This window comes from Acinetobacter sp. 197 (assembly GCF_048148385.1).
Lineage (GTDB): Bacteria > Pseudomonadota > Gammaproteobacteria > Pseudomonadales > Moraxellaceae > Acinetobacter > Acinetobacter pecorum.
Genome location: NZ_JAYWZK010000016.1, coordinates 18,360 through 43,870 on the forward strand (window position 1 = coordinate 18,360; position 25,511 = coordinate 43,870).

At 44.1% G+C, this 25,511-nt stretch carries 25 protein-coding genes; 11 read left to right on the forward strand and 14 right to left on the reverse strand.

The annotated features are described in order from the left end of the window. Position 1: 1 nt before the first annotated feature. From cysG to rplU, 6 genes are all read right to left on the reverse strand, one after another. Positions 2-1,375, reverse strand: coding sequence for a siroheme synthase CysG (gene cysG, locus VXQ11_RS14150; protein ID WP_416706308.1), 1,374 nt, complete (start codon positions 1,373-1,375; stop codon positions 2-4). 75 nt (positions 1,376-1,450) lie between these two features. Next, the gene (serS, locus tag VXQ11_RS14155) at positions 1,451-2,722 is read right to left on the reverse strand and encodes a serine--tRNA ligase (RefSeq protein WP_064096369.1); all 1,272 of its coding nucleotides are present in this window, start codon (positions 2,720-2,722) and stop codon (positions 1,451-1,453) included. A 100-nt stretch (positions 2,723-2,822) separates the two neighbouring features. After that, positions 2,823-3,581: an RsiV family protein gene (locus tag VXQ11_RS14160; protein ID WP_416681962.1), complete on the reverse strand. Its 759-nt coding sequence runs from the start codon at positions 3,579-3,581 to the stop codon at positions 2,823-2,825. Positions 3,582-3,747: 166 nt separating this feature from the next. Continuing rightward, entirely contained in the window at positions 3,748-4,443 is a 696-nt protein-coding gene (gene lolA, locus VXQ11_RS14165) for an outer membrane lipoprotein chaperone LolA (protein WP_416706309.1), read from the reverse strand. A 247-nt stretch (positions 4,444-4,690) separates the two neighbouring features. Next, entirely contained in the window at positions 4,691-4,945 is a 255-nt protein-coding gene (gene rpmA, locus VXQ11_RS14170) for a 50S ribosomal protein L27 (RefSeq protein WP_004280639.1), read from the reverse strand. A gap of 19 nt (positions 4,946-4,964) precedes the next feature. Further along, positions 4,965-5,276, reverse strand: coding sequence for a 50S ribosomal protein L21 (gene rplU / locus VXQ11_RS14175; RefSeq protein WP_004651211.1), 312 nt, complete (start codon positions 5,274-5,276; stop codon positions 4,965-4,967). 444 nt (positions 5,277-5,720) lie between these two features. On the opposite strand from rplU, the gene sdsA reads away from it, so the two are divergent. From sdsA to VXQ11_RS14220, 9 genes are all read left to right on the forward strand, one after another. After that, complete coding sequence (gene sdsA / locus VXQ11_RS14180) at positions 5,721-6,698, forward strand: All-trans-nonaprenyl-diphosphate synthase (protein ID WP_064096372.1); 978 nt, start codon at positions 5,721-5,723, stop codon at positions 6,696-6,698. 15 nt (positions 6,699-6,713) lie between these two features. Continuing rightward, positions 6,714-8,756 carry a site-specific recombinase gene (locus tag VXQ11_RS14185; protein WP_416706310.1) on the forward strand — a complete coding sequence of 681 codons (2,043 nt, stop codon included), beginning with the start codon at positions 6,714-6,716 and terminating at the stop codon, positions 8,754-8,756. 158 nt (positions 8,757-8,914) lie between these two features. After that, positions 8,915-9,517 (forward strand): phosphatase PAP2 family protein, encoded by a 603-nt coding sequence (locus VXQ11_RS14190; RefSeq protein ID WP_416681955.1) that lies wholly within the window; start codon positions 8,915-8,917, stop codon positions 9,515-9,517. A 37-nt stretch (positions 9,518-9,554) separates the two neighbouring features. Further along, the gene (locus VXQ11_RS14195) at positions 9,555-10,817 is read left to right on the forward strand and encodes an efflux RND transporter periplasmic adaptor subunit (RefSeq protein WP_416706311.1); all 1,263 of its coding nucleotides are present in this window, start codon (positions 9,555-9,557) and stop codon (positions 10,815-10,817) included. A 13-nt stretch (positions 10,818-10,830) separates the two neighbouring features. After that, positions 10,831-14,007 (forward strand): efflux RND transporter permease subunit, encoded by a 3,177-nt coding sequence (locus VXQ11_RS14200; RefSeq protein WP_064096376.1) that lies wholly within the window; start codon positions 10,831-10,833, stop codon positions 14,005-14,007. Further along, positions 14,007-15,479: a multidrug efflux RND transporter AdeIJK outer membrane channel subunit AdeK gene (gene adeK / locus VXQ11_RS14205; RefSeq protein WP_416706312.1), complete on the forward strand. Its 1,473-nt coding sequence runs from the start codon at positions 14,007-14,009 to the stop codon at positions 15,477-15,479. Before VXQ11_RS14200 ends, adeK begins: the two co-directional genes overlap by 1 nt. Positions 15,480-15,585: 106 nt before the next feature. After that, entirely contained in the window at positions 15,586-15,942 is a 357-nt protein-coding gene (locus VXQ11_RS14210; RefSeq protein ID WP_416706313.1) for a YbjQ family protein, read from the forward strand. 3 nt (positions 15,943-15,945) lie between these two features. Next, on the forward strand, positions 15,946-16,386 hold the full coding sequence (locus VXQ11_RS14215; protein WP_064102450.1) for a YbjQ family protein: 441 nt from the start codon (positions 15,946-15,948) through the stop codon (positions 16,384-16,386). Between the two features lie 218 nt (positions 16,387-16,604). Continuing rightward, positions 16,605-17,279 carry a DUF1345 domain-containing protein gene (locus VXQ11_RS14220; RefSeq protein WP_064096380.1) on the forward strand — a complete coding sequence of 225 codons (675 nt, stop codon included), beginning with the start codon at positions 16,605-16,607 and terminating at the stop codon, positions 17,277-17,279. Between the two features lie 114 nt (positions 17,280-17,393). On the opposite strand, the gene VXQ11_RS14225 is transcribed toward VXQ11_RS14220, so the two are convergent. From VXQ11_RS14225 to VXQ11_RS14235, 3 genes are all read right to left on the reverse strand, one after another. Then, positions 17,394-17,891, reverse strand: a complete 498-nt coding sequence (locus VXQ11_RS14225) for a DUF2505 family protein (protein ID WP_064096381.1) — start codon at positions 17,889-17,891, stop codon at positions 17,394-17,396. A 148-nt stretch (positions 17,892-18,039) separates the two neighbouring features. Next, positions 18,040-18,315 (reverse strand): hypothetical protein, encoded by a 276-nt coding sequence (locus tag VXQ11_RS14230; protein ID WP_416706314.1) that lies wholly within the window; start codon positions 18,313-18,315, stop codon positions 18,040-18,042. Positions 18,316-18,561: 246 nt separating this feature from the next. Beyond that, on the reverse strand, positions 18,562-19,047 hold the full coding sequence (locus tag VXQ11_RS14235; RefSeq protein ID WP_416706315.1) for a hypothetical protein: 486 nt from the start codon (positions 19,045-19,047) through the stop codon (positions 18,562-18,564). A gap of 384 nt (positions 19,048-19,431) precedes the next feature. On the opposite strand from VXQ11_RS14235, the gene VXQ11_RS14240 reads away from it, so the two are divergent. After that, on the forward strand, positions 19,432-19,899 hold the full coding sequence (locus VXQ11_RS14240; protein ID WP_171486365.1) for a GNAT family N-acetyltransferase: 468 nt from the start codon (positions 19,432-19,434) through the stop codon (positions 19,897-19,899). Here VXQ11_RS14240 and VXQ11_RS14245 read toward each other — a convergent pair. The 5 genes from VXQ11_RS14245 to VXQ11_RS14265 form a co-directional block, all read right to left on the reverse strand. Next, a complete protein-coding gene (locus VXQ11_RS14245) occupies positions 19,896-21,707 on the reverse strand; it encodes a diguanylate cyclase domain-containing protein (protein ID WP_416706326.1) in 1,812 nt (603 codons plus the stop codon). The two genes, VXQ11_RS14240 and VXQ11_RS14245, sit on opposite strands and share 4 nt — an antisense overlap. A gap of 231 nt (positions 21,708-21,938) precedes the next feature. Further along, the gene (locus VXQ11_RS14250; protein WP_004280661.1) at positions 21,939-22,277 is read right to left on the reverse strand and encodes an FKBP-type peptidyl-prolyl cis-trans isomerase; all 339 of its coding nucleotides are present in this window, start codon (positions 22,275-22,277) and stop codon (positions 21,939-21,941) included. 85 nt (positions 22,278-22,362) lie between these two features. Next, positions 22,363-22,986, reverse strand: coding sequence for an MgtC/SapB family protein (locus VXQ11_RS14255; RefSeq protein WP_064096385.1), 624 nt, complete (start codon positions 22,984-22,986; stop codon positions 22,363-22,365). A gap of 87 nt (positions 22,987-23,073) precedes the next feature. Next, complete coding sequence (locus VXQ11_RS14260; protein ID WP_064096386.1) at positions 23,074-23,604, reverse strand: YaeQ family protein; 531 nt, start codon at positions 23,602-23,604, stop codon at positions 23,074-23,076. 101 nt (positions 23,605-23,705) lie between these two features. Beyond that, positions 23,706-24,713 carry a CobW family GTP-binding protein gene (locus tag VXQ11_RS14265; RefSeq protein ID WP_416706316.1) on the reverse strand — a complete coding sequence of 336 codons (1,008 nt, stop codon included), beginning with the start codon at positions 24,711-24,713 and terminating at the stop codon, positions 23,706-23,708. 389 nt (positions 24,714-25,102) lie between these two features. Between VXQ11_RS14265 and VXQ11_RS14270 the strand changes: the two genes are divergently transcribed. After that, positions 25,103-25,348 (forward strand): hypothetical protein, encoded by a 246-nt coding sequence (locus tag VXQ11_RS14270; protein WP_064102455.1) that lies wholly within the window; start codon positions 25,103-25,105, stop codon positions 25,346-25,348. The last annotated feature ends 163 nt before the right edge of the window (positions 25,349-25,511 follow it).

Consider the following 25,511-nt stretch of genomic DNA (forward strand, 5'->3'; position numbering starts at 1 on the left):
CTTATTGCCACTTTAATTGTTCACGCAAACGCACAACTTCACCAATAATGGTCAAAGTCGGAGCTTGAATCTGATGTTCGGCCACCTTGGATGCAATGTCCGTCAGGGTGCCCACTACGACTTTTTGCTCAGGGGTCGTACCTTTAGAAATTAGCGCTACCGGCATATCGGTGCGTTGACCATGAGCAATCAACTGCGCACAGATTTTTTCCAGTCCCACCAAACCCATATACAGCACCAAGGTCTGGTTTTCATAGACCAGCTCACTCCAAGGCAGTTCAGGCGAACCTTCTTTTAAGTGACCGGTCAGGAAACGTACACTTTGCGCATAATTACGATGGGTCAATGGAATACCGGCATAGGCTGAACAGCCTGAAGCTGCAGTAATACCCGGAACCACCTGAAAAGTAATGCCTGCAGCGAACAGTTCTTCAATCTCTTCACCACCGCGCCCGAAGATAAAGGGATCACCGCCTTTCAGACGGCAAACCCGCTTTCCTTCACTGGCATATTTGACCAACAAGGCATTAATCCCATCCTGCGGCACCGCATGGTTGGAACGCGCCTTACCGACATAGATCTTTTCCGCATCACGACGACATAGATCCATGATGGGTGCTGAAACCAGACGGTCGTAAATCACCACATCGGCTTGCTGCATCAAACGTAAGGCTTTTAAGGTCAGCAGTTCTGGATCACCAGGACCGGCGCCCACCAGATAGACTTCACCTTTTGGTTGTTGCCATTCCTGTAATGCTTGCTCGATCAGGCGATCTGCTTCTGCAATATTGTCGTTAAACACCTGTTCTTTCAGTGGACTGGCATATAAGTCTTCCCAAAAAATACGGCGTTCATCCGGATTGACAATTTTAGCCTTAACCGCACTGCGCCATTTTCCTGAAAACTCGGCTAGCTTGCCCATTTCATGCGGAATAGTGGTTTCCAGTTGAGTACGGATCTGCCGCGACAACACGGGCGACGTACCATTCGATGCGACTGAAATTACCAAAGGTGAACGGTCAATAATCGCTGGCACCATAAACCGGCAATGCGGTGGATCATCGACGCTATTGACTAGGACATTTTCCGCTTCACACAGTTCAAAGACCTGACGATTGGTCTCGGCATCATCAGTCGCCGCAATCACCAGTCGATATTGGCGTAATGCAACTTCAGGATAAAAAGCTGCCTGCACATAGTGTCCTTGGCTATTTTGCACAATTCGCAGCAGACTCTCTTCGATTTCAGGTGCAATCACATGAATGATCGCACCTGCTTTTTGAAGTAAAAGTGCTTTACGGTATGCAATATGCCCACCACCGACAATCAGACAAGGTTGCTGCTGCAACTTTAACGAGATTGGAAAAATATCCACGAACTACCTCAAAATTTTAAATCTGACTGTCTATGCAATTTTCATGCACATTTATAGGGATGCAAAGATCGACAATTAGTCGATATAAGTCGCACCACCCATATATGGACGTAATACTTCAGGAATCTCAATCGAGCCATCGGCGCGCTGATAGTTTTCCATCACTGCAAGTAAAGTACGACCCACGGCCAGACCTGAACCATTCAAGGTATGCACAAATTCAGTTTTCTTCTGATCAGCACGGTAACGCGCTTTCATGCGACGCGCCTGGAAGTCCCCCATGTTTGAGCATGAAGAAATTTCACGATAGGTACTTTGGCTTGGTACCCAAACTTCTAGGTCATAAGTCTTGGTCGCGCCAAAGCCCATATCACCACCACACAGGATGATCTTACGGTATGGAAGACCTAATGCCTGCAAAATACCTTCTGCATGACCAGTTAATTCTTCTAGTGCCTGCATCGAGGTTTCAGGTTTTACAATCTGAACCATTTCCACTTTGTCAAATTGATGCTGACGGATTAAACCACGCGTATCACGACCATAAGAACCAGCTTCACTGCGGAAACATGGCGTATGCGCCGCATATTTCAGTGGCAGACGGTCTGCATCAATAATTTCATCACGCACAAAATTCGTTACTGGCACTTCAGCAGTCGGAATCAGATAAAATTCTTTTTCGCCCTGCAGTTTAAACAGATCTTCTTCAAATTTTGGCAGCTGACCAGTCCCACGCAATGAATCTGCATTGACCAGATAAGGCACATAGGCTTCGGTATAGCCATTTTGGTCTGTGTGTGTATTCAGCATGAACTGGGTAAGAGCACGCTGTAAACGTGCCAATGGACCTTTCAGTACGCTAAAACGTGAACCGGTCAATTTGGTAGCGGTTTCAAATTCCAGACCGCCCATCATTTCGCCAAGATCAGTATGGTCTTTGATTTCGAAATCAAATTCACGTGGCGTACCCCATTTCAGGATTTCCACGTTATCGCTTTCATCTTTACCTGCCGGTACAGATTCGTCTGGCAAGTTTGGAATAGACAATGATTTCTCTTCAAGCTCAGCTTGCAGTTCAGCCAGTGCAGCTTCAGCAGCTTTGATTTCATCACCAATCGCTGACATACGTGCCATGATTTCAGATGCGTCACCGCCGGCTTTTTTAATTTGACCAACTTGTTTCGCACCCGCATTACGCTCAGCTTGTAGCGATTCAGTTTTGGATTGAATTTCTTTGCGGCGAGCTTCAAGTGCAGCCCACTCTTCGACATTCAGTTGAACACCACGTTTTGCCAAGGCTAAATTTACAGCCTCAATATTATTTCTGAGTAATTTCGGGTCGATCATAGCCAATCTTTTGTTAAGAAAAAAACTGGCTATAGTGTAAGCTCTTAACGTCAAAAAATACAGCGACCAGAACCCAAGCTTCGCCCTATTAGCACAATATTTAGGAAGTTGTCTGCTGCAAAATGGCCCAATATTCTGGCCGAATCACTTTTTTTAAATCTGCATAGGGTACTTTTAATTCAGGCATGCCTGCGGCTGTCGGAGCCAACTCACCCGCCGGATACACTATCACCAGACCAGAGCTGTCAAAATAATAGTTATCACTCAGCTTTAACTGTTGCCGTTGAATCCCTTGTTTATTCAACCATGGGGCATTGGCACGATACATCACCTCAAGCAGTTTCTGTTCGCTGCCATTGAACAAAAATTGATGTAAAGCCAGACGTTTTTTCTGCTGTAAATCAAAATTGATATATTCAGTATGAGTCATCGGTTGAACATGATTCCGAGGTAAATTGGAACTTTTTAAGGCAAAAGTGGCCAGATGAGCGCGCTGAGCCATAAATTCCACCTTGATCGACCGCTGATCCAGATAATGCGGTTCATGGGCTTTTTTAGGATTTTTCTGGATAACTTTAATGAATGCAACAGGTTCGGTATGCTGAATGCGCTCAACAAAATATTGATTAATCCAGTCAATATTGGTGTCTACCGTCTGCAAATCAAAGCGTATACACCCCTCTATTTCACACACCACTTTGGCCGCCCCCTTGAGTGGAACTGCTTTAGTTTCAATCTGCACATTCTGGTCTGTTTCAGGAATAGCAACTGAACTGGATTGAGGCTGACAACCCAGTATGCCCAGACCAATCAAGAACACTAGGTACACCCTGGAAATTTTAAACCGATTGATCTTCATACTGAGCTCCTAAAATTTTGCAATTTCATTGACTCGACTTTTATTTATTTTAAGATGCGCTGCCATCCAGATATAGCTAAACCTTGTATCCAGTCCAACCGTATCCTGATCTCTGGCAATAAAAAAGCAACCTAAGTAGGTTGCTTTTATCGGTTCATTTTAAAGTTTATTGATCAATGATGTCTGTACCCTTGGGTGGGGTGAAGTTAAAAGTAGAAGCAGGAATACTGCTATTCACTTTTACATTGTTAAATTTGATTGTGGTGGTTTGCCCCAATGAATCCTGCAAAATCATCAAATTTGGTGCTTTATTCGTTCCAAAACTGATAGTCAGGCTTTCAAATACACCATCGGTATTTTTAGGATAAAGCGTGTAATAGGTTTTACCCTTATTTGGCTGAGTGACCCGGTAAGACTGCATAATCTGTCCAGTATTACCTGACAGCAATAATGCCGGTGTGTTGGCAACTTGCTCATCTAGACTTTGACGAACCGCCTGCTGCAGGTCAGGATCATAAATCCACACAGTTTTACCTGTAGATGCAATTACCTGCTTGGATGGTGCTGTCGTTTCCCAATAGAATTTACCCGGACGCTCGACTTTCATCACCCCTTTAAAGGTTTGATTCATATGCTGTGCAGTCAGACCTTTCTTCTGAGTTGCTCTCGGGTTAGTCACCTTGGAGCTTTGTTCGAAGTTTGCCGTCATACTACGTACATGATTAAGCTGTTTCACCAGACTTGCAGTTGCCTGCTGCTCCGAAGCTGCTACAGGGGCAGCAAACACGGTTGTACTCATCACCGGAGCTAAAGTCACTGCACCCAGCGCCATCGCACAGACGGTTTTACGAAGCATATTCATAATTTCACCCTTATATTTTGCGTCATCGCAATTTATTTGATAACTCATCTTAAACGAAAATTAAAAGCTAAAATGATAGAAAATAAGAACTTTTGTATTGTTATTAATTCGAAACCGGTTTTTTTGTTCATCATCATGAAGATTTCAGAACAATTTTTACATTATGGAATGTCACTTAACCTGAACATTAATTTTCAGGCATAAAAAAACCCACAAAAATTGTGGGCTTTTTTTCTATCTCAGCGGATTACGCGTCAACAGATACGTAGCGACGGCCAAATTGACCTTTCACTTCGAATTTTACTACGCCATCAGCAGTAGCAAATAATGTATGGTCACGGCCCATACCTACGTTTTGACCAGCGTGGAATTCAGTACCACGTTGACGAACGATGATGTTACCTGCAGTTACAGTTTGACCACCGTAAACTTTAACACCTAACATCTTAGGATTCGAATCACGACCGTTCTTAGTCGAACCACCGGCTTTTTTAGTTGCCATGTCTATTTACTCCTCGTAATTAGCCTGAAATAGCTGTAATTTTCAACTCAGTGAACCATTGACGGTGACCTTGTTGTTTACGGTAGTGTTTACGACGACGCATTTTAACAATACGGATTTTGTCGTGACGACCATGGCTAACTACTTCAGCAGTTACAGTAGCACCAGCAACAACTGGAGCACCGATTTGAATGCTTTCACCGTTAACAAGCATCAATACGTCATCGAACGTAATAGTCGCGCCAGTTTCAGCTTTCAATAATTCTACTTTAAGGGTTTCACCCTCAACTACACGGTGCTGTTTACCACCGCTTTGGATTACTGCGTACATAATGTACTCCAAACTAACCCGTGTCGTCGTGCCGATAAAGGAATATATCGAACTTAAGACGTACGCCACTGGGGGGATATCTAAGGGCGAGGATTTTAAGGGATATTCAAAAAAACAACAAGCCATTTTACTGAAATAATAATGACCCGTTTACGCTAATTATTTAACTATTAAATATTTCCTATCAAATCAAGCACTCAAGATATATTCAGCAACAAAATACTACAGCAGAAATCTGGCGCATTTGATTAATATACTCAGCCGGATGAAGGGGGTGCGTCCTGACCTTTTGTGATTTTTTATGGCTCGAAATAGGGAGCAATTTCTCTTAATATCTATAAAAAGCTGATTTTTAGTGGAGTTTATGCATTTCTTAGGTTTCACTCATGTTATAAATTGTTAAACTACGTCCAGCGATTTACCAGACCAGAGGTTTTCTTTCACATGACCATCGACTTTAAGCAAGACATTCTCGCTCCTGTTGCTAACGACTTTGCTGCGATGGACACATTCATTAATGAAGGAATTACCTCAAAAGTTGCGTTGGTGATGGCCGTCAGCAAACACGTGGTAGAAGCCGGTGGCAAACGCATGCGCCCGATTATGTGTCTTCTGGCTGCCAAGGCGTGTGGTGCTGAAAATTTGGAACCGCACCGTAAACTTGCTGCAATCATTGAAATGCTGCATACCGCAACACTGGTGCATGATGATGTCGTCGATGAATCAGGTCTGCGTCGCGGCCGCCCCACTGCAAATGCAACCTGGAATAACCAGACTGCTGTTCTAGTCGGTGACTTTCTGATTTCACGTGCTTTTGATTTGCTGGTCGATCTGAACAATATGGTATTGCTCAAGGATTTCTCGACCGGGACCTGTGAAATTGCTGAGGGTGAAGTGCTGCAACTGCAATCCCAGCATCAACCGGAAACCACTGAAGCAACTTATTTGAATATTATTCATGGCAAGACCTCGCGTCTGTTTGAGCTGGCCACCGAAGGGGCTGCCATTTTGTCGGATAAAAGTGAATTCCGTCAGCCTTTAAAAACCTTTGCCGGACATTTCGGTAATGCTTTCCAGATTATAGATGACATTTTGGACTACACCTCCGATGCGGACACGCTCGGTAAAAATATCGGTGATGATCTGATGGAGGGCAAGCCCACCCTGCCATTGATTGCGGCACTGAAAAACACCACCGGTGAGCAACATGAAATTATCCGTCGCAGTATTGCAACCGGTGGCACAGAACATCTGGAGCAGGTCATTCATATTGTTAATGAATCTGGTGCACTGGATTATTGCCGTCAACGTGCGACTGAAGAAACTGAAATCGCAATCAATGCCCTGCAGGCCTTACCTGATTCTGAATACCGTCAAGCCCTGATTAATCTGGCCAAACTGGCCCTACACCGAATTCAGTAATCTTTAAATTTGCCTATGCATATCAATTTTCTTGATCTTTTCCAAAACATGCAGCATCAGCTTGAACAACCTCAGGCAGTTCTGGATGAAAATCTTCTGATTGAGCTGGTTGAAAGAATCAGACCGGAAGACAGCAGAAATACCGAGGAGATCGAAGCAAAATTCAATGCATTTATTCGGGCTTTATTACTTACCCCGAATGCTGTTGCGACGCTTCAGACCTTTACCCTTCGGATTATTAATCGTTATAAACAGACGGGACTGTTTTCCGATACTGGCATTTTATCCCTGGATGGTTTCTGGAACCAGCTGAACCAGCGTATTGGCGCGCATATTTTGCCGCTTATTCCTGACCCTCAGCAGCTACAGGAATTGTTCCGCAAGGTTTTTTATCATCGTACCGATAAATACTGGCTGGATTATTTTGATGCAGCAGACTGGCAGCGTTTGTTTTCGATCCTGAATCAGGGACATTCCAACCAGCCTGAAAAAACCCGGATTAAGGATGAGCTGATCAAGGCCCTGACTATTCTGTCTTACCGGATCAGCGGTATCGGTCTGCATCCCGAATTTATTAACGCCCAACCTGAACTGATGGAATATGAATCTCCATTTCTGGTACAGAACCGTGAGATCAACGAATTTATTCAGGAATACAAGAAACGCTATAACACGGTAGCACTGGTCGATTCGATTACCCCGCCGGATGCCTCACAAGCGCTGGTGATGCTGGAGCAATGTCATGATGTAGCGGCCAAGGTGCGCCGTTCTACCAGACGGATTGGGGTCAGTGTCAGTCTGACCTATATGTTGGCTCTGCTGGAACAGTGTCTGGAACGAGTCGAAATCCTGCTGAATATGGTTATGGATGATGATGACCTTCGTTATAAGTCCATTGGCCTTTTTATTGCGGATATCACTGAAGCAATTTACAGTGAACGCAGTGTCCGTGCCTTACTGGCAACCAATAGTGAACTTTTAGCTTTGCAGGTCACCGAAAATGCCAGCAAGACCGGTGAGCATTATGTCAGTACGGACAAGCAGGGCTTTCTCGCCATGTATAAGTCGGCCGCAGGTGCAGGCGTAATCATTGCCATTATGGCCACGCTAAAAACATTAATGGCTCGTGTTTCTATGGCACCCCTGATGCAGGCCTTTAGCTACAGCATGAATTATTCGCTAGGCTTTATGCTGATTCATGTCCTGCATTTTACCGTTGCGACAAAACAGCCGGCGATGACGGCTGCCGCGCTGGCTGCGACAGTACAACAGCGCAAAGGCACAAAAATGGCTCAGATTGCCGAGCTTGCGGCGCTGATTGTGAACATTATCCGCACCCAGTTTGTTGCCATTTTAGGCAATATTTCGATCGCGATTCCGGTAGCCGCTCTGATTGCCTTAACTTGGGATTATGCCCTGCATGAACCCTTAATGAGCCATGCCAAGGCAGCCAAAACCCTCCATGACCTGAACCCCTTTACTTCTTTAGCTATTCCGCATGCTGCAATTGCTGGAGTCTGTCTGTTCCTGTCCGGATTATTAGCAGGTTACTTTGACAATATGGCAGTTTATCGCAAGGTAGGACCTCGCCTGAAAGCAGATGTGCGTTTAGCCCAGCTTATGGGGCAGCAACGCCTGCTGCGCTTTGCTGACTATATCGAGCGTAATCTGGGGGCACTGGCGGGTAATTTTCTGTTTGGTATTATGCTGGGAAGCATGGGGACACTCGGTTTCATTTTGGGTCTACCACTGGATATTCGTCACATTGCCTTTGCATCAGCTAACTTTATTCAGGGTCTGATCAATATTAATGGTCCTGATGTCGGCTTGATTGTCGTATCTTTCCTCGGTGTCTTGCTGATTGGCCTGACCAACCTCTTTGTCAGCTTCAGCCTGACTATTATTGTAGCATTGCGTGCGCGACGGGTTCGTTTTGAACAGTGGAAACCGCTAGCAAAACTGGTCATGACTCACTTTCTGACTCGCCCCAGTGATTTCTTCTGGCCCCCTAAGCAAACACTTGAAATTGACGAAAATCATACATCTACAAAGTCCTAAAACTGTGATAATTTCGACATATTTGCTTCCAAATTCCTTACTAAGATAATGGAATTCGCATAAAATACACACACTTGAAAAAAAGTGTACTGACAAGTACACTTCACTTCAGACAATGAGCCGATCCTTTATCGGTGAGAGGGACAGAGATTCTCGGTATGCCTTACTTGTTGCTTTTTGTCGGAATTTTGCTTTTATTTTTCAGTGTTTTATTTCTTAACCTTCCAGTCTTGAGCCAGTTTGACTTGCTCAGTGTACAGTGGATGAGCGAGCATCGCACCGGAACTTTAAATCAGATTGCAACATACTTATCAGCAATAGGTGGCATGCCATTTGTATTATTTTTATCCATACTATGGTGTATTTATTTACTGTGGTATAAAAAGCGTACAAACATAACTTTTATATGTATCGGAATTATCGGAGGAATACTCCTAGCTTGGCTGTTGAAATTTGCGATTGCCCGACCAAGACCATCAGCATCCCTCCATCTGGTGGAAAGCTTTGGAAGTTCTTTTCCAAGTGCCCATAGTCTGTATGCAGCCTGTCTGGGATGTCTGGCAATTTATATCTATCGGCAACATTCCCGGTATTACATTATTGTGATGGGCGCAGTGTTATGGATGCTGATGATGGGAATTTCAAGAGTTTATCTGGGCGTACATTTTCCTTCAGATGTCATTTCTGGCTGGAGTATCAGTTTTATTTGGATTTCGTTGTGGTATATGGTGTGGATCAAATATTGCACGGCGCACAAATAAAAAAATATTTAGATAAAAATCTAATTGAGGTGGAATAATGATGTCTGCAAAGCTTTGGGCACCGGCCCTGACTGCTTGCGCATTAGCAACAAGTCTTGCACTTGTTGGTTGTAGCAAAGATCCCAAAGAGGGCCAGCAAGCTGGCGCTCAACAAAAAATGCCACCGACTGAAGTCGGTGTTCTTGTTGCACAACCGCAAAGTGTAGAGCAGTCTGTAGAGCTCTCGGGTCGTACAACTGCATTTGAAATTTCAGAAGTACGCCCGCAAGCCAGTGGCGTCGTTCTAAAACGCTTGTTCACTGAAGGCAGTTATGTACGTGAAGGTCAGGCGCTGTATGAAATCGATTCAAGCTCCAGCCGTACTACAGTAGACAACGCCCGTGCAGCGATTGCCAGTGCTGAAGCAAATCTGGGTGTATTGCGGGTCAAAGAAGGACGCTACCGTCAACTGGTCGGTACAAATGCCATTTCGAAGCAAGAATATGATGACATCGTAGCACAGGTAAAACTAGCTGAAGCCGAGTTGAATGCTAATCGTGCCAGCCTGCGTAATGCTGAAATCAACCTGGGTTATTCAACGGTACGTGCCCCGATCTCGGGTCAGACCAACCGTTCGTCTGTGACTGCAGGCGCATTAGTCACGGCCAACCAGCCAGATCCGTTAGTGACAATTCAGCGTCTGGATCCGATCTATGTCGATATTAACCAGTCCAGTACTGAACTTTTGCGTTTACGTCAGCAATTGAGTAAAGGCGACCTGAACAGTTCAAACAATACCAAAGTCAAGCTAAAGCTTGAAGATGGCAGCACCTACCCGGTAGAAGGCCGTCTTGCATTCTCGGATGCCAGCGTGAATCCTGAAACAGGTACAGTCACCTTACGTGCAGTATTCCCGAATAAAAACCACCTGCTTCTTCCTGGCATGTTTGCAACTGCACAAATTGTGCAGGGTGAAATCCCGAATGCTTACCTCATCCCTCTGGCAGCCCTCACTCGTACCCCTACAGGTCAGGCGATGGCAATGCTGGTCGGTGCTGATGGTAAAGTGGCATCGCGTCCAGTGACTACAGTCGGCACTCAAGGCGCTGACTGGATTGTGACAGAAGGTCTAAACCCAGGTGATAGAGTGATTGTAGACGGTATTGCGAAAGTTAAGCCTGAACAACAAGTCATTGCTAAACCTTATCAACCTCAAGCTGCTGCTCCACAAGGTGCTGCACCGAAACAGCCTGCAGCGAGCGAGAAAAAGGCAGATGATGTTAAAGAGAAACCTGAACAAAAACCTGCTGCAAATGCATAAGGAGTAATGGTTCATGGCTCAATTCTTTATTCATCGCCCGATTTTTGCATGGGTGATCGCATTGGTAATTATGCTGGCGGGTATTTTAACCATCAGCAAAATGCCGATTGCGCAATATCCGACTATCGCTCCGCCAACCATCACCATTTCTGCAACTTATCCAGGTGCATCTGCTGAAACTGTTGAAAATACAGTAACCCAGATCATTGAGCAGCAGATGAATGGTATGGACGGATTACGTTATATTTCGTCCACCAGTGCGGGTAATGGCTCTTCGTCTATTGCTGTAAACTTTGAACAGGGTATAGACCCTGACCTGGCGCAAGTTCAGGTTCAAAACAAATTACAGTCTGCTACCGCACTACTTCCTGAAGATGTACAGCGTCAGGGTGTGCGTGTTACCAAGTCTGGTGCCAGCTTCTTACAGGTACTGGCTTTCTATTCGCCAGATGGCACCCTGACTGCCGATGACATTAAAGACTATGTGAACTCCAATATTTCTGAACCTTTAAGCCGTGTCGAAGGCGTTGGTGAAGTTCAGGTCTTTGGTGGTTCATATGCCATGCGTATCTGGCTCGATCCAGCCAAAATGGCAAGTCTGCAAGTCACTCCAAGTGATATTGCCACCGCAATTCGTACCCAGAATGCACAGGTTGCCGTGGGTCAGCTCGGTGGAGCACCTGCAGTAAAAGGTCAAGTACTGAATGCGACAGTCACAGCACAAAGCCTGTTACAAACCCCGGAACAGTTCAGCAATATTTTCCTGAAAAATACCACGTCAGGTGCACAGGTTCGCCTGGGCGATGTAGCACGTGTAGAACTAGGTGCGGACAACTACCAGTTTGATTCCAAATTTAATGGTAAACCGGCCGGTGGTGTAGCCATTAAGCTAGCTACAGGCGCCAATGCCCTAGATACTGCAAAAGCAGTTGAAGAGCGCTTAAAACAGTTACGTCCAAATTATCCTGAAGGGATGGTGGATACGCTGGCTTTCGATACCACGCCTTTCATTCAGTTATCGATTGAATCTGTGGTTCATACCCTCATTGAAGCGATTATTCTGGTCTTCATCGTCATGTTCCTGTTCTTGCAGAACTGGCGTGCGACCATCATTCCAACCATGGCGGTTCCAGTCGTGGTATTGGGGACCTTTGCTGTTATTAATGTCTTCGGCTTCTCGATTAACACCCTGACCATGTTTGCCATGGTATTGGCGATTGGTCTTCTGGTCGATGATGCGATTGTCGTAGTCGAAAACGTGGAACGGGTAATGACGGAGGAACACCTCGATCCGGTTTCTGCAACTGAAAAGTCAATGAAACAGATTTCTGGTGCATTGATTGGTATTACTTCGGTACTTTCTGCAGTATTCGTGCCTATGGCATTCTTCGGTGGTACGACCGGGGTTATTTATCGCCAGTTCTCGATTACCCTTGTGACTGCAATGGTTTTATCACTCATTGTGGCGCTCACCTTTACCCCTGCCCTGTGTGCGACCCTGCTGAAACAGCATGATCCTAACAAACCGGAAAGTAATGGTGTGTTTGCACGCTTCTTCCGCTGGTTTAACAGCAGCTTTGAAAAGATGTCGGTGAAATATCAGGGCGGCGTTAACCGCATGACTCACAGCAAAATTTTTTCGGGCATCATTTACGCTGTAGTACTGGGTATTATTGTTCTTATTTTCCAGAAACTGCCTTCTTCGTTCCTGCCGGATGAAGATCAGGGTGTAGTAATTGCACTGGTACAACTACCACCGAACGCAACGCTGCAAAGAACTGATAGTGTAGTCAATACCATGACTAACTATTTCCTGGAAAACGAGAAAGATACAGTTCAGTCCGTATTTAGTGTGGCAGGTTTCTCCTTTACCGGCGTAGGTCAAAACGCAGGTCTGGCTTTCATTAAACTGAAAGACTGGTCTGAACGTACCAATCCGGAAGCTCAGGTCGGTGCCATCATTCAACGGGGTATGGCATTAAACATGATTGTGCAGGATGCTTCTTACATCATGCCGCTACAGTTACCTGCAATGCCAGAACTGGGTGTATCCGCTGGCTTTAACCTGCAGCTCCAGGCAGCAGGTGGCCAGACTCATGAACAGCTTCTTGCAGCCCGTAATGCAATTTTGGGCATGGCAGCAAAAGATCCACGTCTGGCGGGTGTACGTCCGAATGGTCAGGAAGATACACCTCAGTACCATGTGATTATCGATCAGGCACAAGCGGGTGCTATGGGCGTGAGCATCGCTGAAATTAACACCACCATGGGCATGGCGTGGGGCGGTTCGTATATCAACGATTTCGTAGATCGCGGTCGTGTCAAGAAAGTCTATGTACAGGGTGAAGCAGATGCGCGCATGATGCCGCAAGATCTGGATAAATGGTATGTCCGTAATAATCGCGGTGAAATGGTTCCTTTCTCGGCATTTGCAACAGGCGAATGGACTTATGGTTCGCCACGACTAGAACGTTACAATGGCGTATCGTCTATGAACATCCAGGGTACTCCGGCGCCAGGTGTCAGCTCGGGTGCAGCCATGCAGGCCATGGAAGAAATTATCGCGAAGTTACCAGAGATGGGCTTGCCAGGTTTCGACTATGAATGGACAGGTTTGTCGCTGGAAGAACGTGAATCTGGTGATCAGGCTCCATTCCTGTATGCCCTGTCGTTATTGATTGTATTCCTGTGTCTGGCAGCCTTGTATGAAAGCTGGTCAATTCCGTTCTCGGTGCTGCTGGTGGTGCCATTAGGTATTGTGGGTGCGTTATTACTGACCTTTGGTGGGATGATGCTGTTCCAGAATCCAAACCTGTCCAATAACATCTACTTCCAGGTAGCGCTTATTGCAGTCATTGGTCTTTCTGCGAAAAATGCCATCTTGATTGTCGAATTCGCTAAAGAGCTGCAAGAACAAGGTGAAGAATTATTTGATGCTACCTTGCATGCGGCAAAAATGCGTTTACGCCCGATTATCATGACCACTTTAGCCTTTGGTTTTGGTGTATTACCGCTTGCCCTGTCTTCAGGTGCTGGTGCTGGTAGCCAGCACTCGGTAGGTTATGGTGTACTCGGTGGTGTTATCAGCTCGACCTTATTAGGTATCTTCTTTATCCCGGTATTCTATGTATGGATTCGAAGTGTCTTTAAATACAAACCAAAAACACAAAATCAGGAGTATAAGTCGTAATGCAAAATCTATGGTCTATTACAGGTCGTAGCATTGCGGTATCTGCCCTTGCGCTGGCTTTGACTGCCTGTCAAAGCATGCGCAGTCCAGAACCCGTTGCGCAGGCAAATATCCCGAGCAGCTATACCAATGCGTCTGGTACTTCTGTAGCAGAACAGGGTTATAAAGAGTTTTTTGCTGACCCGCGTTTACTGCAGGTGTTGGATTTAGCGCTGAACAATAACCGCGACCTGCGTACTGCAGCACTCAATATTCAACGTGCGCAGCAGCAGTATCAGATTAGCGAAAATAACCAGTTACCTACGATTGGTGCCAGTGGCAGTGTACTGCGTCAGGACACTTTAAATAACAGTGCCCAGAACCGCGGTCCTATCACCAGTTATAACGTAGGACTAGGCGTAACCGCATACGAACTGGATTTCTGGGGCCGTGTCCGTAGTCTGCGTGATAATGCGCTTGATACATTCTTTGCGACCCAGAGTGCACGTGATGCGACCCAGATCTCCCTGATTGGTCAGGTTGCACAAGCATGGCTCAGCTATTCATTTGCCAATGCCAATCTGGCATTAGCGCAACAGACGCTGCAAACCCAACTTGAGTCATACAATCTGAACAGGAAACGTTTTGACGTTGGGATCGACAGTGAGCTTCCTGTACGTCAGGCACAAATTTCAGTAGAAACAGCGCGTAACGATGTTGCCAACTACCGGACTCAGGTGGCACAGGCGCAAAACCTGTTAAATCTTCTGGTGGGCGAGCCAGTGCCAACCAGCTTATTACCGGCACAACGTGTTACCCGTATTACTTCCAATACTGCACTAGGTGCGGGATTGCCAAGTGATCTGTTGATTAACCGTCCGGATATCCGTGCAGCAGAATATCGTCTGTCTGCAGCAGGTGCCAATATTGCGGCAGCTCGCGCACGTCTGTACCCGACCATCAGCCTGACCGGCTCTGCAGGTCTGGCGTCAACTGATCTGGGTGATCTGTTTAAGTCTGGTAGCTTTGTCTGGTCAGTAGGCCCAAGTCTGGATATTCCAATTTTTGATTGGGGTACCCGTGAGGCCAATATCCGCATTTCTGAAACTGATCAGCAAATTGCCCTGTCAGATTATGAAAAGTCGATTCAAACTGCTTTCCGTGAAGTCAGTGATGCCCTGGCAGTTCGCCAGAATATTGGTGATCGTCTTGCAGCTCAGCGCCGTCTGGTTGAAGCAACCAATACGACCTATCGTTTGTCACTTGCACGTTTCCGTGCCGGGATTGACAGCTATCTGAGCGTACTGGATGCACAGCGTGCTTCTTATGCTGCAGAACAGGGTTTATTATTACTTGAACAGGCCAATCTGAACAATCAGGTTGAAGTCTATAAAACCCTGGGTGGCGGCTTAAAAGTCAATACGACCGACATCGTGCCAAACCCACCGTCTGTGTCTGAACAACGCCGCGCGGCCGAACAGCAAGCGCAATAAATTCCAGACAGATCAAGAAAAGCTCACTTCGGTGGGCTTTTTTATTGCATTTTCAAGGCAGTTTTCCTATTGTCATAGGCTAGCGATTTATTTAGAAAACATACACATGTTACTTAGCAATCTGGAATCTGTACCGGGACATACCATTCGCCAGCAAATAGATGTCGTTTATGGAAGTACCGTACGCAGCAAGCATGTCGGACGTGACCTACTGGCCGGGCTAAAAAATATTGTGGGTGGTGAACTTACTGCCTATACCGAACTACTGGAAGAATCCCGTCAGGAAGCGATGAACCGTATGACTGAAAAAGCTCGCAGTATGGGGGCCAATGCAGTTGTCGGCATTCGCTTCTCGACTTCTAATATTGCCCAGGGTGCTTCTGAGCTCTTTGTTTATGGTACAGCCGTAGTGGTTGATCCGGTCATGCCAAAATTACCCGATCCTTTTCCGCAGGCAGATTAAAGCATGGACGGTTTAATTTTCCAGGTCATCATTTTTGCCATCCTGTTTAGTGTCGGGTTTGGATTTGGCCGTTATAACGAACGTAAACATTTTCGCTATCTGGATGAACAGGAACAACGTCTGGCATATATTCAGATGAACAGTAGTCGCTTTATCATGTCTGAATATTCTGGACAAATGATCAGTAGCAATGTGGTTATTTCCCATGATTATTTTAAATATGCCATTGCCAGTGTCCAGAATATGCTGGGTGGCCGTCTGACCAGCTATGAAAGCGTGGTAGAGCGTGCACGACGCGAAGCAATTGTACGTTTAAAACTTGAGGCTGAAAAAATCGGGGCGACCCAGATTATGGGAATCCGTCTCAGCACCACTGAACTCGGCATGCAAGGCGGTATGGTGGAAGTCTTTGCTTATGGTACTGCACTAAAACAGCCTTCTTGACCAAACTGAATGTCTACCCAGAAACTCTGCCGAGCTGATCCAGCCCTGCTACACGATTCTGGTACTCAAATGACTAAACCTGAATAGACATACCGCTTTAAAGAGGAAATAGAGCGATAGGCAGTCATTGAGTTCGACTTCAAGCCGCTGGAATCATCTTTATTCCCTATTATTCTGTGCTAGGATATTAAGTAATCAGCAGAATAAATATAAATAAGATGATGCAGTTTCTCGACTATATAAAAACTACACTTCAATTCCATCTGTATTTCTTTATTATTTTCCCAGCCATCTTGGTATTTTATCTGATCTTACAGACCCTCACTCCTTTAAGCTGGTCCAGCTGCCTATTAAGCAGCTGGAATATCGCGATCTATGCTTATTTGTTTTTTACTATAAAAAAGCTTTGGCACATTGACCATGCTCATATTCTGCAACGTGCCATGCAACAGGATGCCGGTAAATGGATCATTCTATTTCTGGTGATCATTACGCTGGTCATTTGTTTTATTGCAATTATTATTGAAATTAACCATTTACCCAAAACTCCCCTGATTCGAACCGGCCATTTAATCCTGTCTGTTATCACTATTATCTCAGCCTGGTTCCTGATGCATACGATTTTTGCCATTCACTATGCACATGATTTTTATTTGGCTCTGGAAAAACAGCAACAAGGCGGACTGGATTTTCCCAACACCGCGAATCCGACTTATCCGGACTTTCTATATTTTAGCTATATCATCGGAACTTCTGCGCAAACGGCAGACGTCTCCATTACTTGCCAATCTATGCGAGTGTTAAACACCCTACATCTACTTTTGGCTTATGGATTTAATACCACCATTCTGGCTATCAGTATTAACGTCACGGCAAACTTTATCAGCAATTAAAAAGTGTCCTGAAAGAGGCAGTACACTGAAAATAGCCATCTACTGCCTCCATCTACTAGCATTCTCTAGTCTCTATATGACCGGTTTTAAAGTTAATTATCTTGCTTCATAATTTCAGGCAGTCAGGTTTTTACGCAATTCATCTTCAACAATGCTAAGTTCAATTTCACTAAATTTACGAATCTCACCTTCGGCATGCTTTTCTAACATTCCACCCAGCAAAGGCACTTTAACTTTCACCGTCCAGTTTAACTGAAACTGGATCTGGTCTTCATCCCCAGTGACTGCACGCTGACAGGTAGCCTCGATCGGCAAATTGGCCCCAAGTTGTACCGTCGAGGTCATTTCATCCAGATTACTGACATCGGTACGCTGCAAACGGAATGCATCTTTAAGTAGTTTTTTTGCCATATCCGGAATATTGACATCCAGGTTATAAGCACGTTTCAGGGTATACATATGCCCCTGCTTTTCCGAAACCAGAATCTCCAGATTTTGAGCAGGAATTCGATGGCAGACTGCCTCATGTAAACGGATATCATTGGCTAAACGCTTAAACTCATCAATGGACACGCCATTGATAATTGCTTTTACGGTAAACTGATGTGCCATGCTATTTTTCCTTATTTTTATTAAGTTATTTACTAACACCACTTTTGACAGCGGCGAATAAAAACCAAACACAGAGATGACTCTGCAATTTATATCAACTCTATAATAGATGTCATTATTCTTTTATCGGGAAATAGCGGCAATCCGGTCAATGTTTGCAACATAGTTTTGCAAAGAACTGTGCCTGAACACAGCTGATCCGTAGCTGCATTTCGCCATAACAGATCACTGCATAAAACTCTTCGGCACCATCGTCCAGACCTGAAGCAAAATATTCAGTACCAGAGGGAAAAGCCTGCAACCAGTCAGCCTTATAAAAATCTGCAACTGATTCAAACTGCAAATACAATTCAGGCTCAGCCTCGATTTTCATCGCCAGAGCCATAAATTTCTGTAATTGTGCTTGATGAAAATCAATAATCATGAACTTCCTGCTTCACTCCCCAGATTGTTCTTAAATAACTGTGCCACGGCTATGCATGAAAAAGACAGAAAGTTTTGCGGTTTTTTTCTCTAGCACCATGGCATAAAAGAAATGGGTTATATGGGATATTCTCGCCCAGATAAAGACAAAGCTGGTAAAAAGTTCCATCTGATTTCATCAAGTTAAATCGACTGAGGTACACGGCTTGAGATCTTTAATATTAGAGAGCGAATAAAAGTTGTCTACCTAGGCACAGTCTGGATGCAAAAGGTCAGTACGGATTTCCTGCCGGTGCTCTTCTGCAAAACGGTCAACATGCACGTAAAATATTCCATAGCGGCCGACATAATATTCTATTGATTGATCATAGAAATTCCAAAAAATTGACCATTCCCCTAAATCCATCTGACGGATCTGGGTGCTACAGTGCATTGGCATCTTTTGTAATACTTCCTGCTGTAACTGTTCAGCCTGTGCTCGATTCCCAATATGCACCTGCCGTTGAAAGAATAGCTGTGCCACATCATCAAACAGTTCCAGCTCATATGCATCCACTAGATACACCTGCTGCTCTTGCTCGATGACTTCTTGCTCTGTAATGCTGGAAATCTGTACCTGTTTTTTTAGGCACTTATGAGCCAGATGACGCTGAGCCTTATACATTTTCCTGCCCACAATCCAGGCAGCATTCAAAATGAATAAAACACATAACAGGAGGAGTAATTTCAGCATAATTGATCATCTCATGTGACTGATTCTTTTTTATTTTATTTTTATCGCAGCAGGCGCAGCATTTACTGGAATAGCCCACGTGGATCCAGAATACGTCTATTTTTTAGACAGTGCAAATTTAAGGCTTATTTTTATAATTTATCTTCTTTTCTGGAGCATTTTCACCCCCTTCTCGAGCTTCATTTTTATTTTAAGATTTAATTTACTTTGATTTTTATCTTTAGCTTCATCATGAAACTTAGGCACTTGAGATAATAAAAAAGGACAAATCCATAACAGACCTGTTCTTCAGGCGTATGGATATCAGCAAAAATTCTCAAAATCACTACAATATTGTTCTGTTTTTTACCTAGTGTTTTTTTATCAAATAAACCCTTCCTATAAATATTTGAGAAAATGAATAAGATTATGATTCGGGAAGGGAAGATCGAAGATATACCTCAGATTATTCAGGTGATTCATGACAGTATTCAGTCCTGTGTTCTGGATCATCAGCGTGAAGTCAGCAAAATTCAAACCTGGCTAGAAAAATTTGATCATGCCAGCCTGATTGTCGACATGCTTTATAACGATTGCTGGGTTTACCTTGTACATGACAAGGTGGTCGGGTTCTTATTGGTCAGTGATACTGGAGAAATCCGGATGCATTATATCGCCCCTAACTACCAGAGACTGGGATTTGGTACCCAGTTGTTTCACCAGATGCATCACACCTTATTAAAGAAAAAAATTCATCAGATTGAAATACAGTCCACCCAGACTGCTTTAAGTTATTATCAACGCTGTGGCTTTCATCTGCATTCTGCCGAGTCAGAAGAGGAGGCATGCCTTCTTTATAAATATGTTTTTTAATCAGTCTCTTTCTTAATTTTTAACTGATCACGCCCTGCCTGCTTGGCGGCATAGAGTTGCACATCTGCAGCTTTCATCAGTTCATGAATATCTGCATATACATGTGTTTGTGCAGTCCATGCTGCCCCCATACTGACCGTAATATATTTTTTTGCATCTGGCCGGTTCAGATGTTCCATACGTTGTTCCCGAATCTGCTCTAATACATTTTCCAGATTTTTCAAGGCAGTTTGAACTGGCATACCTGTGAGCAGAATCGCAAACTCTTCGCCACCATAACGTGCCAGATAACCCGACGGCGGCAAGGCTTGCTGAATAATCCTGACCAGATTTTTCAGGACGTCATCCCCCTTTAAATGGCCATAATAGTCATTATAGTTTTTGAAATAGTCGACATCGAGCATGGCAAAAACCAGCGTATGTTGCGGCTGCTGCCGGGTCTGCAAAAACTGCTGCTGGATTTCATGATTTAAAGCGCGCCGGTTAAAGGCACCTGTCAGTGCATCAGTATTCATCTGTTGCTCTAATTTAGCATTCAGTTCATGCAGTTGCTGGGTACGTTCTTTGACTTTTTGATCGAGTGAATTGTTGAGTGCTATCAGATTCAGGTTCAACTGTTCAGTCTCATAAGTTTGATGCGCATAATGCCTCGACTGCCGGAACATGATTAATAGCGCGTAGATACTGGTTGAGATAAAGAACAGATGCGTCGTTTTAATTACATTGATCAGCAATAGATAATCATTCAAAAACGTCAGACAGAGGAAAATAATCGCAATCAGATTCAAACGCGAATAATGTTCTTTATAGCGTAGAGTCTGATAAAAGCCGTACATAAAATTGGCAAGGATGACTAAAGCATAGATCGCACTAAACAGAGCCAGACGCTCAAATATTTCCGGAGATGAAAAAAGAGTGATAATAATATTAAAGACCAACAATATAACTGCAATATAATAAATCACCGGATTCAAATAGCGCCGGTTAAACAGATGCATATAGCTGAGAAAAAAGAATGCCGCAAAAAAAGTAAACAAATACTCTAATCGGCTTCCCCACAACCAGTTGATATTGGTAAACACTGAATAAGCATAAGGTGCGGAAAACAGGTTATGCATGGCCAAAAAGACAATAAACCAGCCAAAAACAAAGATACTTTTACTGTTGCGTTCTCGAGATCCTCTGAATATCGAAAACAGAATGGTAAACACCCCTACCCCAAATACTGCACCGCACACCATGGCAATACTCATCATGAGCTGCTGGAATTGGCGATTGCTTGTCGCCGCAATGCCGATCTGCATTGGTCGTTCGAGGCCGCCATGCAAATGGGTATAATTCGAAGCCTGAATACTTAAGGTAATATATTCAGTGTCTGGAACAAAATAGCCAATCCGCGGTGCTTTTTCAGTCACCTGTTTTTCAGGTGTGGTACTGATTTCTCCGAGTCGAACAATAAACTGTCCATTGACATACATTCGATAGGCGCCGTACTGGGTTGGAATACGGATCGCGATCCGTCGTCCGAGAAATTCTTTTGGAATTTTAAAATGACCAATGAAAGTCCCATAACCCGCATTTGAGCCTGCCAAAGTTTTAAAAGAAGCTGGCAATTGAACGGTTTTTGACTGGAGTATGGAGCTGGGCTGGATTATAAACTGGTTTGGGTAGAACCACCATTTTCCCTGCAAAGAACTACTGCTATGTTCGGTAAAATGGACTTCTGTAACCTCATTTTGAGATTGCTGCTGAAATGATGGCGATGTGAGTTCGTTCTGAGCGATCGCTGGACTAGTTATGCAAGTCAGCCAGCTAAAGGTCCAGATAAATACGATAAAAAAGACATTCCTTATCAATTTATGCAAATACGTTATATCTCAAGATAATTGTTTATTATTCTTATAATTTACAAGGAATATTTATGATTTCAAATGTTTTTTGTATTTAGTCCGGTACAACCTGTATTGGGTTGACTGCACCGGAAAAGCTCAAATATTTTAATTAGAGAAAACTATTTATGTCTCGCTAATTATATTGTTTTAATCACGTGTTTTTACATCAAACAATTCAATTTCAAAAATCAGGTTGGAATTGGCTGGAATGACCTTCCCCATTTTACGTTCGCCATAAGCCAAATGTGCAGGTACCATCAGTTTACGTTTACCACCAACTTTCATTCCCAGAATGCCCTGATCCCAGCCTTTAATCACACGCCCTGTACCAATGACAGTTTCAAAATAATTGCCTCGGTCAATGGATGAATCAAACTTGGTTCCATCTTCCAGCCATCCAGTGTAATGCGTGGTAATTAAAGCGCCTTTTACCGCTTCTTTCCCTTCACCTACTTTTAAATCAATAATTTCAAGTTCGTTTATCATCGTCATTTACCTGAGATTAGCACTAAATTTAGAGTTCAGTATAAACTGGATTGAGCTAAATTCCTTGGCCTTTAGCTTCAATAGGTCAAAAGCTGAGTTTCTGAATCTTCTTATCCTGTAATAAATACTGGGTTAATTTCTGATGATTTTTAGCTGACCCCATCAGGATCCAGCGGCTTGTAATCTGCTGGTCGATTTTTTGCTGGCTGGAATGAATCACTTTTAATTTGTATCGTTTAAACAGTTTTTCATAATGTTCCGGCTCATGCTGCTCGAAAGGACAGACAATTTCGTAGTTACGTTCATGATTCAGATGCTCGATACCACGTTGCACATAGACCAATAGGACCAGTACGATCAACACGATCACCGTTGTCCAAATACTTAACAGTTCATAACCCGCACCGACTGCCATGCCCAGTGCCGCTGTCATCCAGATCGTGGTTGCAGTGGTAATACCAGAAACCCGGTTATCATCTTTTAAAATTACTCCGGCTCCCAGAAAACCCAAACCGGTTAAAACATTGGCTGCCAGACGGTCAGGGTTGTCCACGCCGATTTTTAAAGAAATAATGGTAAACAGACAGGAACTCAGACTGACTATGATCATGGTGCGCAGTCCGGCAGATTTACTGTGATATTCCCGTTCTGCCCCAATGATTGCACCAATCACGACTGCTAATAGCAACTCATAAAGTTCATGATACATGCTTCGTCCAGAGAACTTATTTTTCTCTCCAGATATACGAAATAGTGAGGCAAGGATACAAGTTGAAACTTGCATCCTTGTGAATTCTTATTGTAACTGTTCCCACTCTACAATCACTTGACCCTGATCACCAATCAAGGTCCATTCCCCATCCATCACATTTAACTGTAACTGCATGGTGCGTGCACACAATTGTGGTAATGCATCAGTGGTTGCAGTGGATAATTTCCATACTTCCACATTTTTTAAGGTTTTTAACTTGCTGCTACGCTTATACCATTCATCTACCGCAGAACCATAGGTCACGACTGCGACCTGCTTGCAACGCGCACTGGCCTTTTTGACTTTATCTTCGTCCGGACTGCCCACTTCAATCCATTTGACCAGTTGACCGGTCAGATCTTTCTCCCAGAGTGCCGGTTCATCCGTTTCGAACAGATCCTTGGTAAATTCCAGTGCTTCATCGGCATAGCGCGCATAGGCCAGAATACGCACCATCAAGCGTTCAATGGTTTCCGAAGGATGCAGCGCCATCGTCAGTTGATAGTCTTCATAACGATGCGTATCCATATCCGCAATATTCAAATCAACTTTATAAATCGTCGCTTTTAACGCCATCACACAATCCTCAAATTTGGCGCTTAGCATATAAGATTTAGCACAATTTTGCTGAACAGATTTAGGTCAAAGATTCATTCAGCGCACTAGAAACAGTGCCATTATTTTTCCGGATCAATACGACATTGCATCAAGGCAGTTTCAAATGCCAGCCAATCGCATGACTGTTGATAAATCACTTCCACCCGGTTATCAATACCTTCATCTGCCGACTGATAATTGAACTGTTCCGGATTGAAATTAAAACTTTTCCAGCCCTGATCGGTATGGAAAATCCCCTTGATTCTAAGCCAGTCTTTTTGTTCACACAGCAGATCCAGCAGATCATAAAAATTAAACTGCCAGCGTTTTGGCAATTTCCAGCCTGCGACCTGATATCCCTGGGCACTTTCTACATAATGATAAGGCATCTGTTGAATGACTACGGAAGTGTCTGCGGACGAGATCGTCTGTTGCTGTTTTAACAAGGGCTGGATCTTACGGGCCGAACCCTGATACTTCTGCTTGATCTGTTCGATATCGAGTTGTCCGTGCTCGGTGAACAGCCACTGTTGCGCATAAGGTTGATATTCTGCCTGAAGTTGCGTGAGCGCTGCGTTATCTTCGGCTGTCATCAAGTCAGCATGTGAAATCACCACGATCTGCGCTGCCTTGAGTTGATCTGCATACAGGTTTTGTTGGGTCCAGTCCCGGTCATGCAAACGCGACCCATCCACCACGGTGACTAAAGCCTGCATGTTCAAATGGCTATGCCAGTGCGGTTCGGTCAGCTGTTCCAGTAATTGTCCCGGGTGTCCCAGCCCGGTAGGTTCGATAAACAGGCGATCCGGTTTCACTTCTGACAGCAAGCGCGATAAGGCGATCTGCATCGGCAATTGACTACTGCAACATAGACACCCGCCTAGTAGCTCTTTGACTGCATAACCCTGATCTTGCGGCAATAACTGCTGGTCTACCCCAATCTGGCCAAACTCATTCATCAGCACTGCCCAGATTTCCTGTTCCGGTTTCTGCTGTAGTAAATGTTTGAGTAGTGTGGTTTTACCTGCACCTAAAAATCCGGAAATGATATGGACAGGAATAGCCTGTGATGCTGACAGAATTTTCAAAATCGGCTCTCAAGAGATTGAATAGAAATAGCAATGCTCTGCATTATAAAGCACACCCAGATTATAAAATGCGTCTTCTTAATAAACACATGATGAAATTACAGATTCCAAAATTCATGGAATCATCCAGAATCTTCAATTTGCTATGTTAACTTTTATTGCCAATATAATTTTTGAAATATTCATACACATTTTTATTGAATAAAACTCTGCATAATTAACAGAAATAAAACAACTTTCTCAGTTTTGTATTGCTTTGGTTATTGCCTACGTGTCGCTTTTGTTAATTGGTTTGCCTCGTAAAATTTCAGTGCTTAGGATGAGCATCTGTCGAATTGATGTGATGGTCAATTCCGCAGATTAATAACCTGAATAAAAGGATGCCAAAAATGAACTATGCACAAATCTTACTCGCCACGACTCTTACTGCTGCTGCAGCTACCAGTTTTGCAGACAGCAAAACCACAGATGCAAAAACCACCACTGAAGAAAAAGTGGTCGTGAGCACCCAAGAATTACCTGAATCAAATGCGCCGGTTGCAGGTGCATCTGCAGAGCAGCCTGCTGCCTCTGAAGCAGCTGCATCTGAAGCTACTGCAGACAGTACAACACCAGCAAAACCTGCTGCACGTTAAGTTATTAGATGACTCGTTTAACCCTATAAGGATATTCGTGACAGTATTTCTCCAGTAGGCTGTGTCCTAGGCTGTCCGATATTTTTCGATGCTGAATCACGCTTGATGCTGGTTCAGCATTTTTATTGCACAGAATCTATTTAGAGCCATAGTCAAAACTGAT

Coding starts and splice junctions, on each gene's coding strand:
- serS (WP_064096369.1), bottom strand. CDS start 2,722: ATGATCGACCCGAAATTACTCAGAAATAATATTGAGGCTGTAAATTTA.
- VXQ11_RS14160 (WP_416681962.1), bottom strand. CDS start 3,581: ATGAAGATCAATCGGTTTAAAATTTCCAGGGTGTACCTAGTGTTCTTG.
- lolA (WP_416706309.1), bottom strand. CDS start 4,443: ATGAATATGCTTCGTAAAACCGTCTGTGCGATGGCGCTGGGTGCAGTG.
- rpmA (WP_004280639.1), bottom strand. CDS start 4,945: ATGGCAACTAAAAAAGCCGGTGGTTCGACTAAGAACGGTCGTGATTCG.
- rplU (WP_004651211.1), bottom strand. CDS start 5,276: ATGTACGCAGTAATCCAAAGCGGTGGTAAACAGCACCGTGTAGTTGAG.
- sdsA (WP_064096372.1), top strand. CDS start 5,721: ATGACCATCGACTTTAAGCAAGACATTCTCGCTCCTGTTGCTAACGAC.
- VXQ11_RS14185 (WP_416706310.1), top strand. CDS start 6,714: ATGCATATCAATTTTCTTGATCTTTTCCAAAACATGCAGCATCAGCTT.
- VXQ11_RS14190 (WP_416681955.1), top strand. CDS start 8,915: ATGCCTTACTTGTTGCTTTTTGTCGGAATTTTGCTTTTATTTTTCAGT.
- VXQ11_RS14195 (WP_416706311.1), top strand. CDS start 9,555: ATGATGTCTGCAAAGCTTTGGGCACCGGCCCTGACTGCTTGCGCATTA.
- VXQ11_RS14200 (WP_064096376.1), top strand. CDS start 10,831: ATGGCTCAATTCTTTATTCATCGCCCGATTTTTGCATGGGTGATCGCA.
- adeK (WP_416706312.1), top strand. CDS start 14,007: ATGCAAAATCTATGGTCTATTACAGGTCGTAGCATTGCGGTATCTGCC.
- VXQ11_RS14210 (WP_416706313.1), top strand. CDS start 15,586: ATGTTACTTAGCAATCTGGAATCTGTACCGGGACATACCATTCGCCAG.
- VXQ11_RS14215 (WP_064102450.1), top strand. CDS start 15,946: ATGGACGGTTTAATTTTCCAGGTCATCATTTTTGCCATCCTGTTTAGT.
- VXQ11_RS14220 (WP_064096380.1), top strand. CDS start 16,605: ATGATGCAGTTTCTCGACTATATAAAAACTACACTTCAATTCCATCTG.
- VXQ11_RS14225 (WP_064096381.1), bottom strand. CDS start 17,891: ATGGCACATCAGTTTACCGTAAAAGCAATTATCAATGGCGTGTCCATT.
- VXQ11_RS14230 (WP_416706314.1), bottom strand. CDS start 18,315: ATGATTATTGATTTTCATCAAGCACAATTACAGAAATTTATGGCTCTG.
- VXQ11_RS14235 (WP_416706315.1), bottom strand. CDS start 19,047: ATGCTGAAATTACTCCTCCTGTTATGTGTTTTATTCATTTTGAATGCT.
- VXQ11_RS14250 (WP_004280661.1), bottom strand. CDS start 22,277: ATGATAAACGAACTTGAAATTATTGATTTAAAAGTAGGTGAAGGGAAA.
- VXQ11_RS14255 (WP_064096385.1), bottom strand. CDS start 22,986: ATGTATCATGAACTTTATGAGTTGCTATTAGCAGTCGTGATTGGTGCA.
- VXQ11_RS14260 (WP_064096386.1), bottom strand. CDS start 23,604: ATGGCGTTAAAAGCGACGATTTATAAAGTTGATTTGAATATTGCGGAT.
- VXQ11_RS14270 (WP_064102455.1), top strand. CDS start 25,103: ATGAACTATGCACAAATCTTACTCGCCACGACTCTTACTGCTGCTGCA.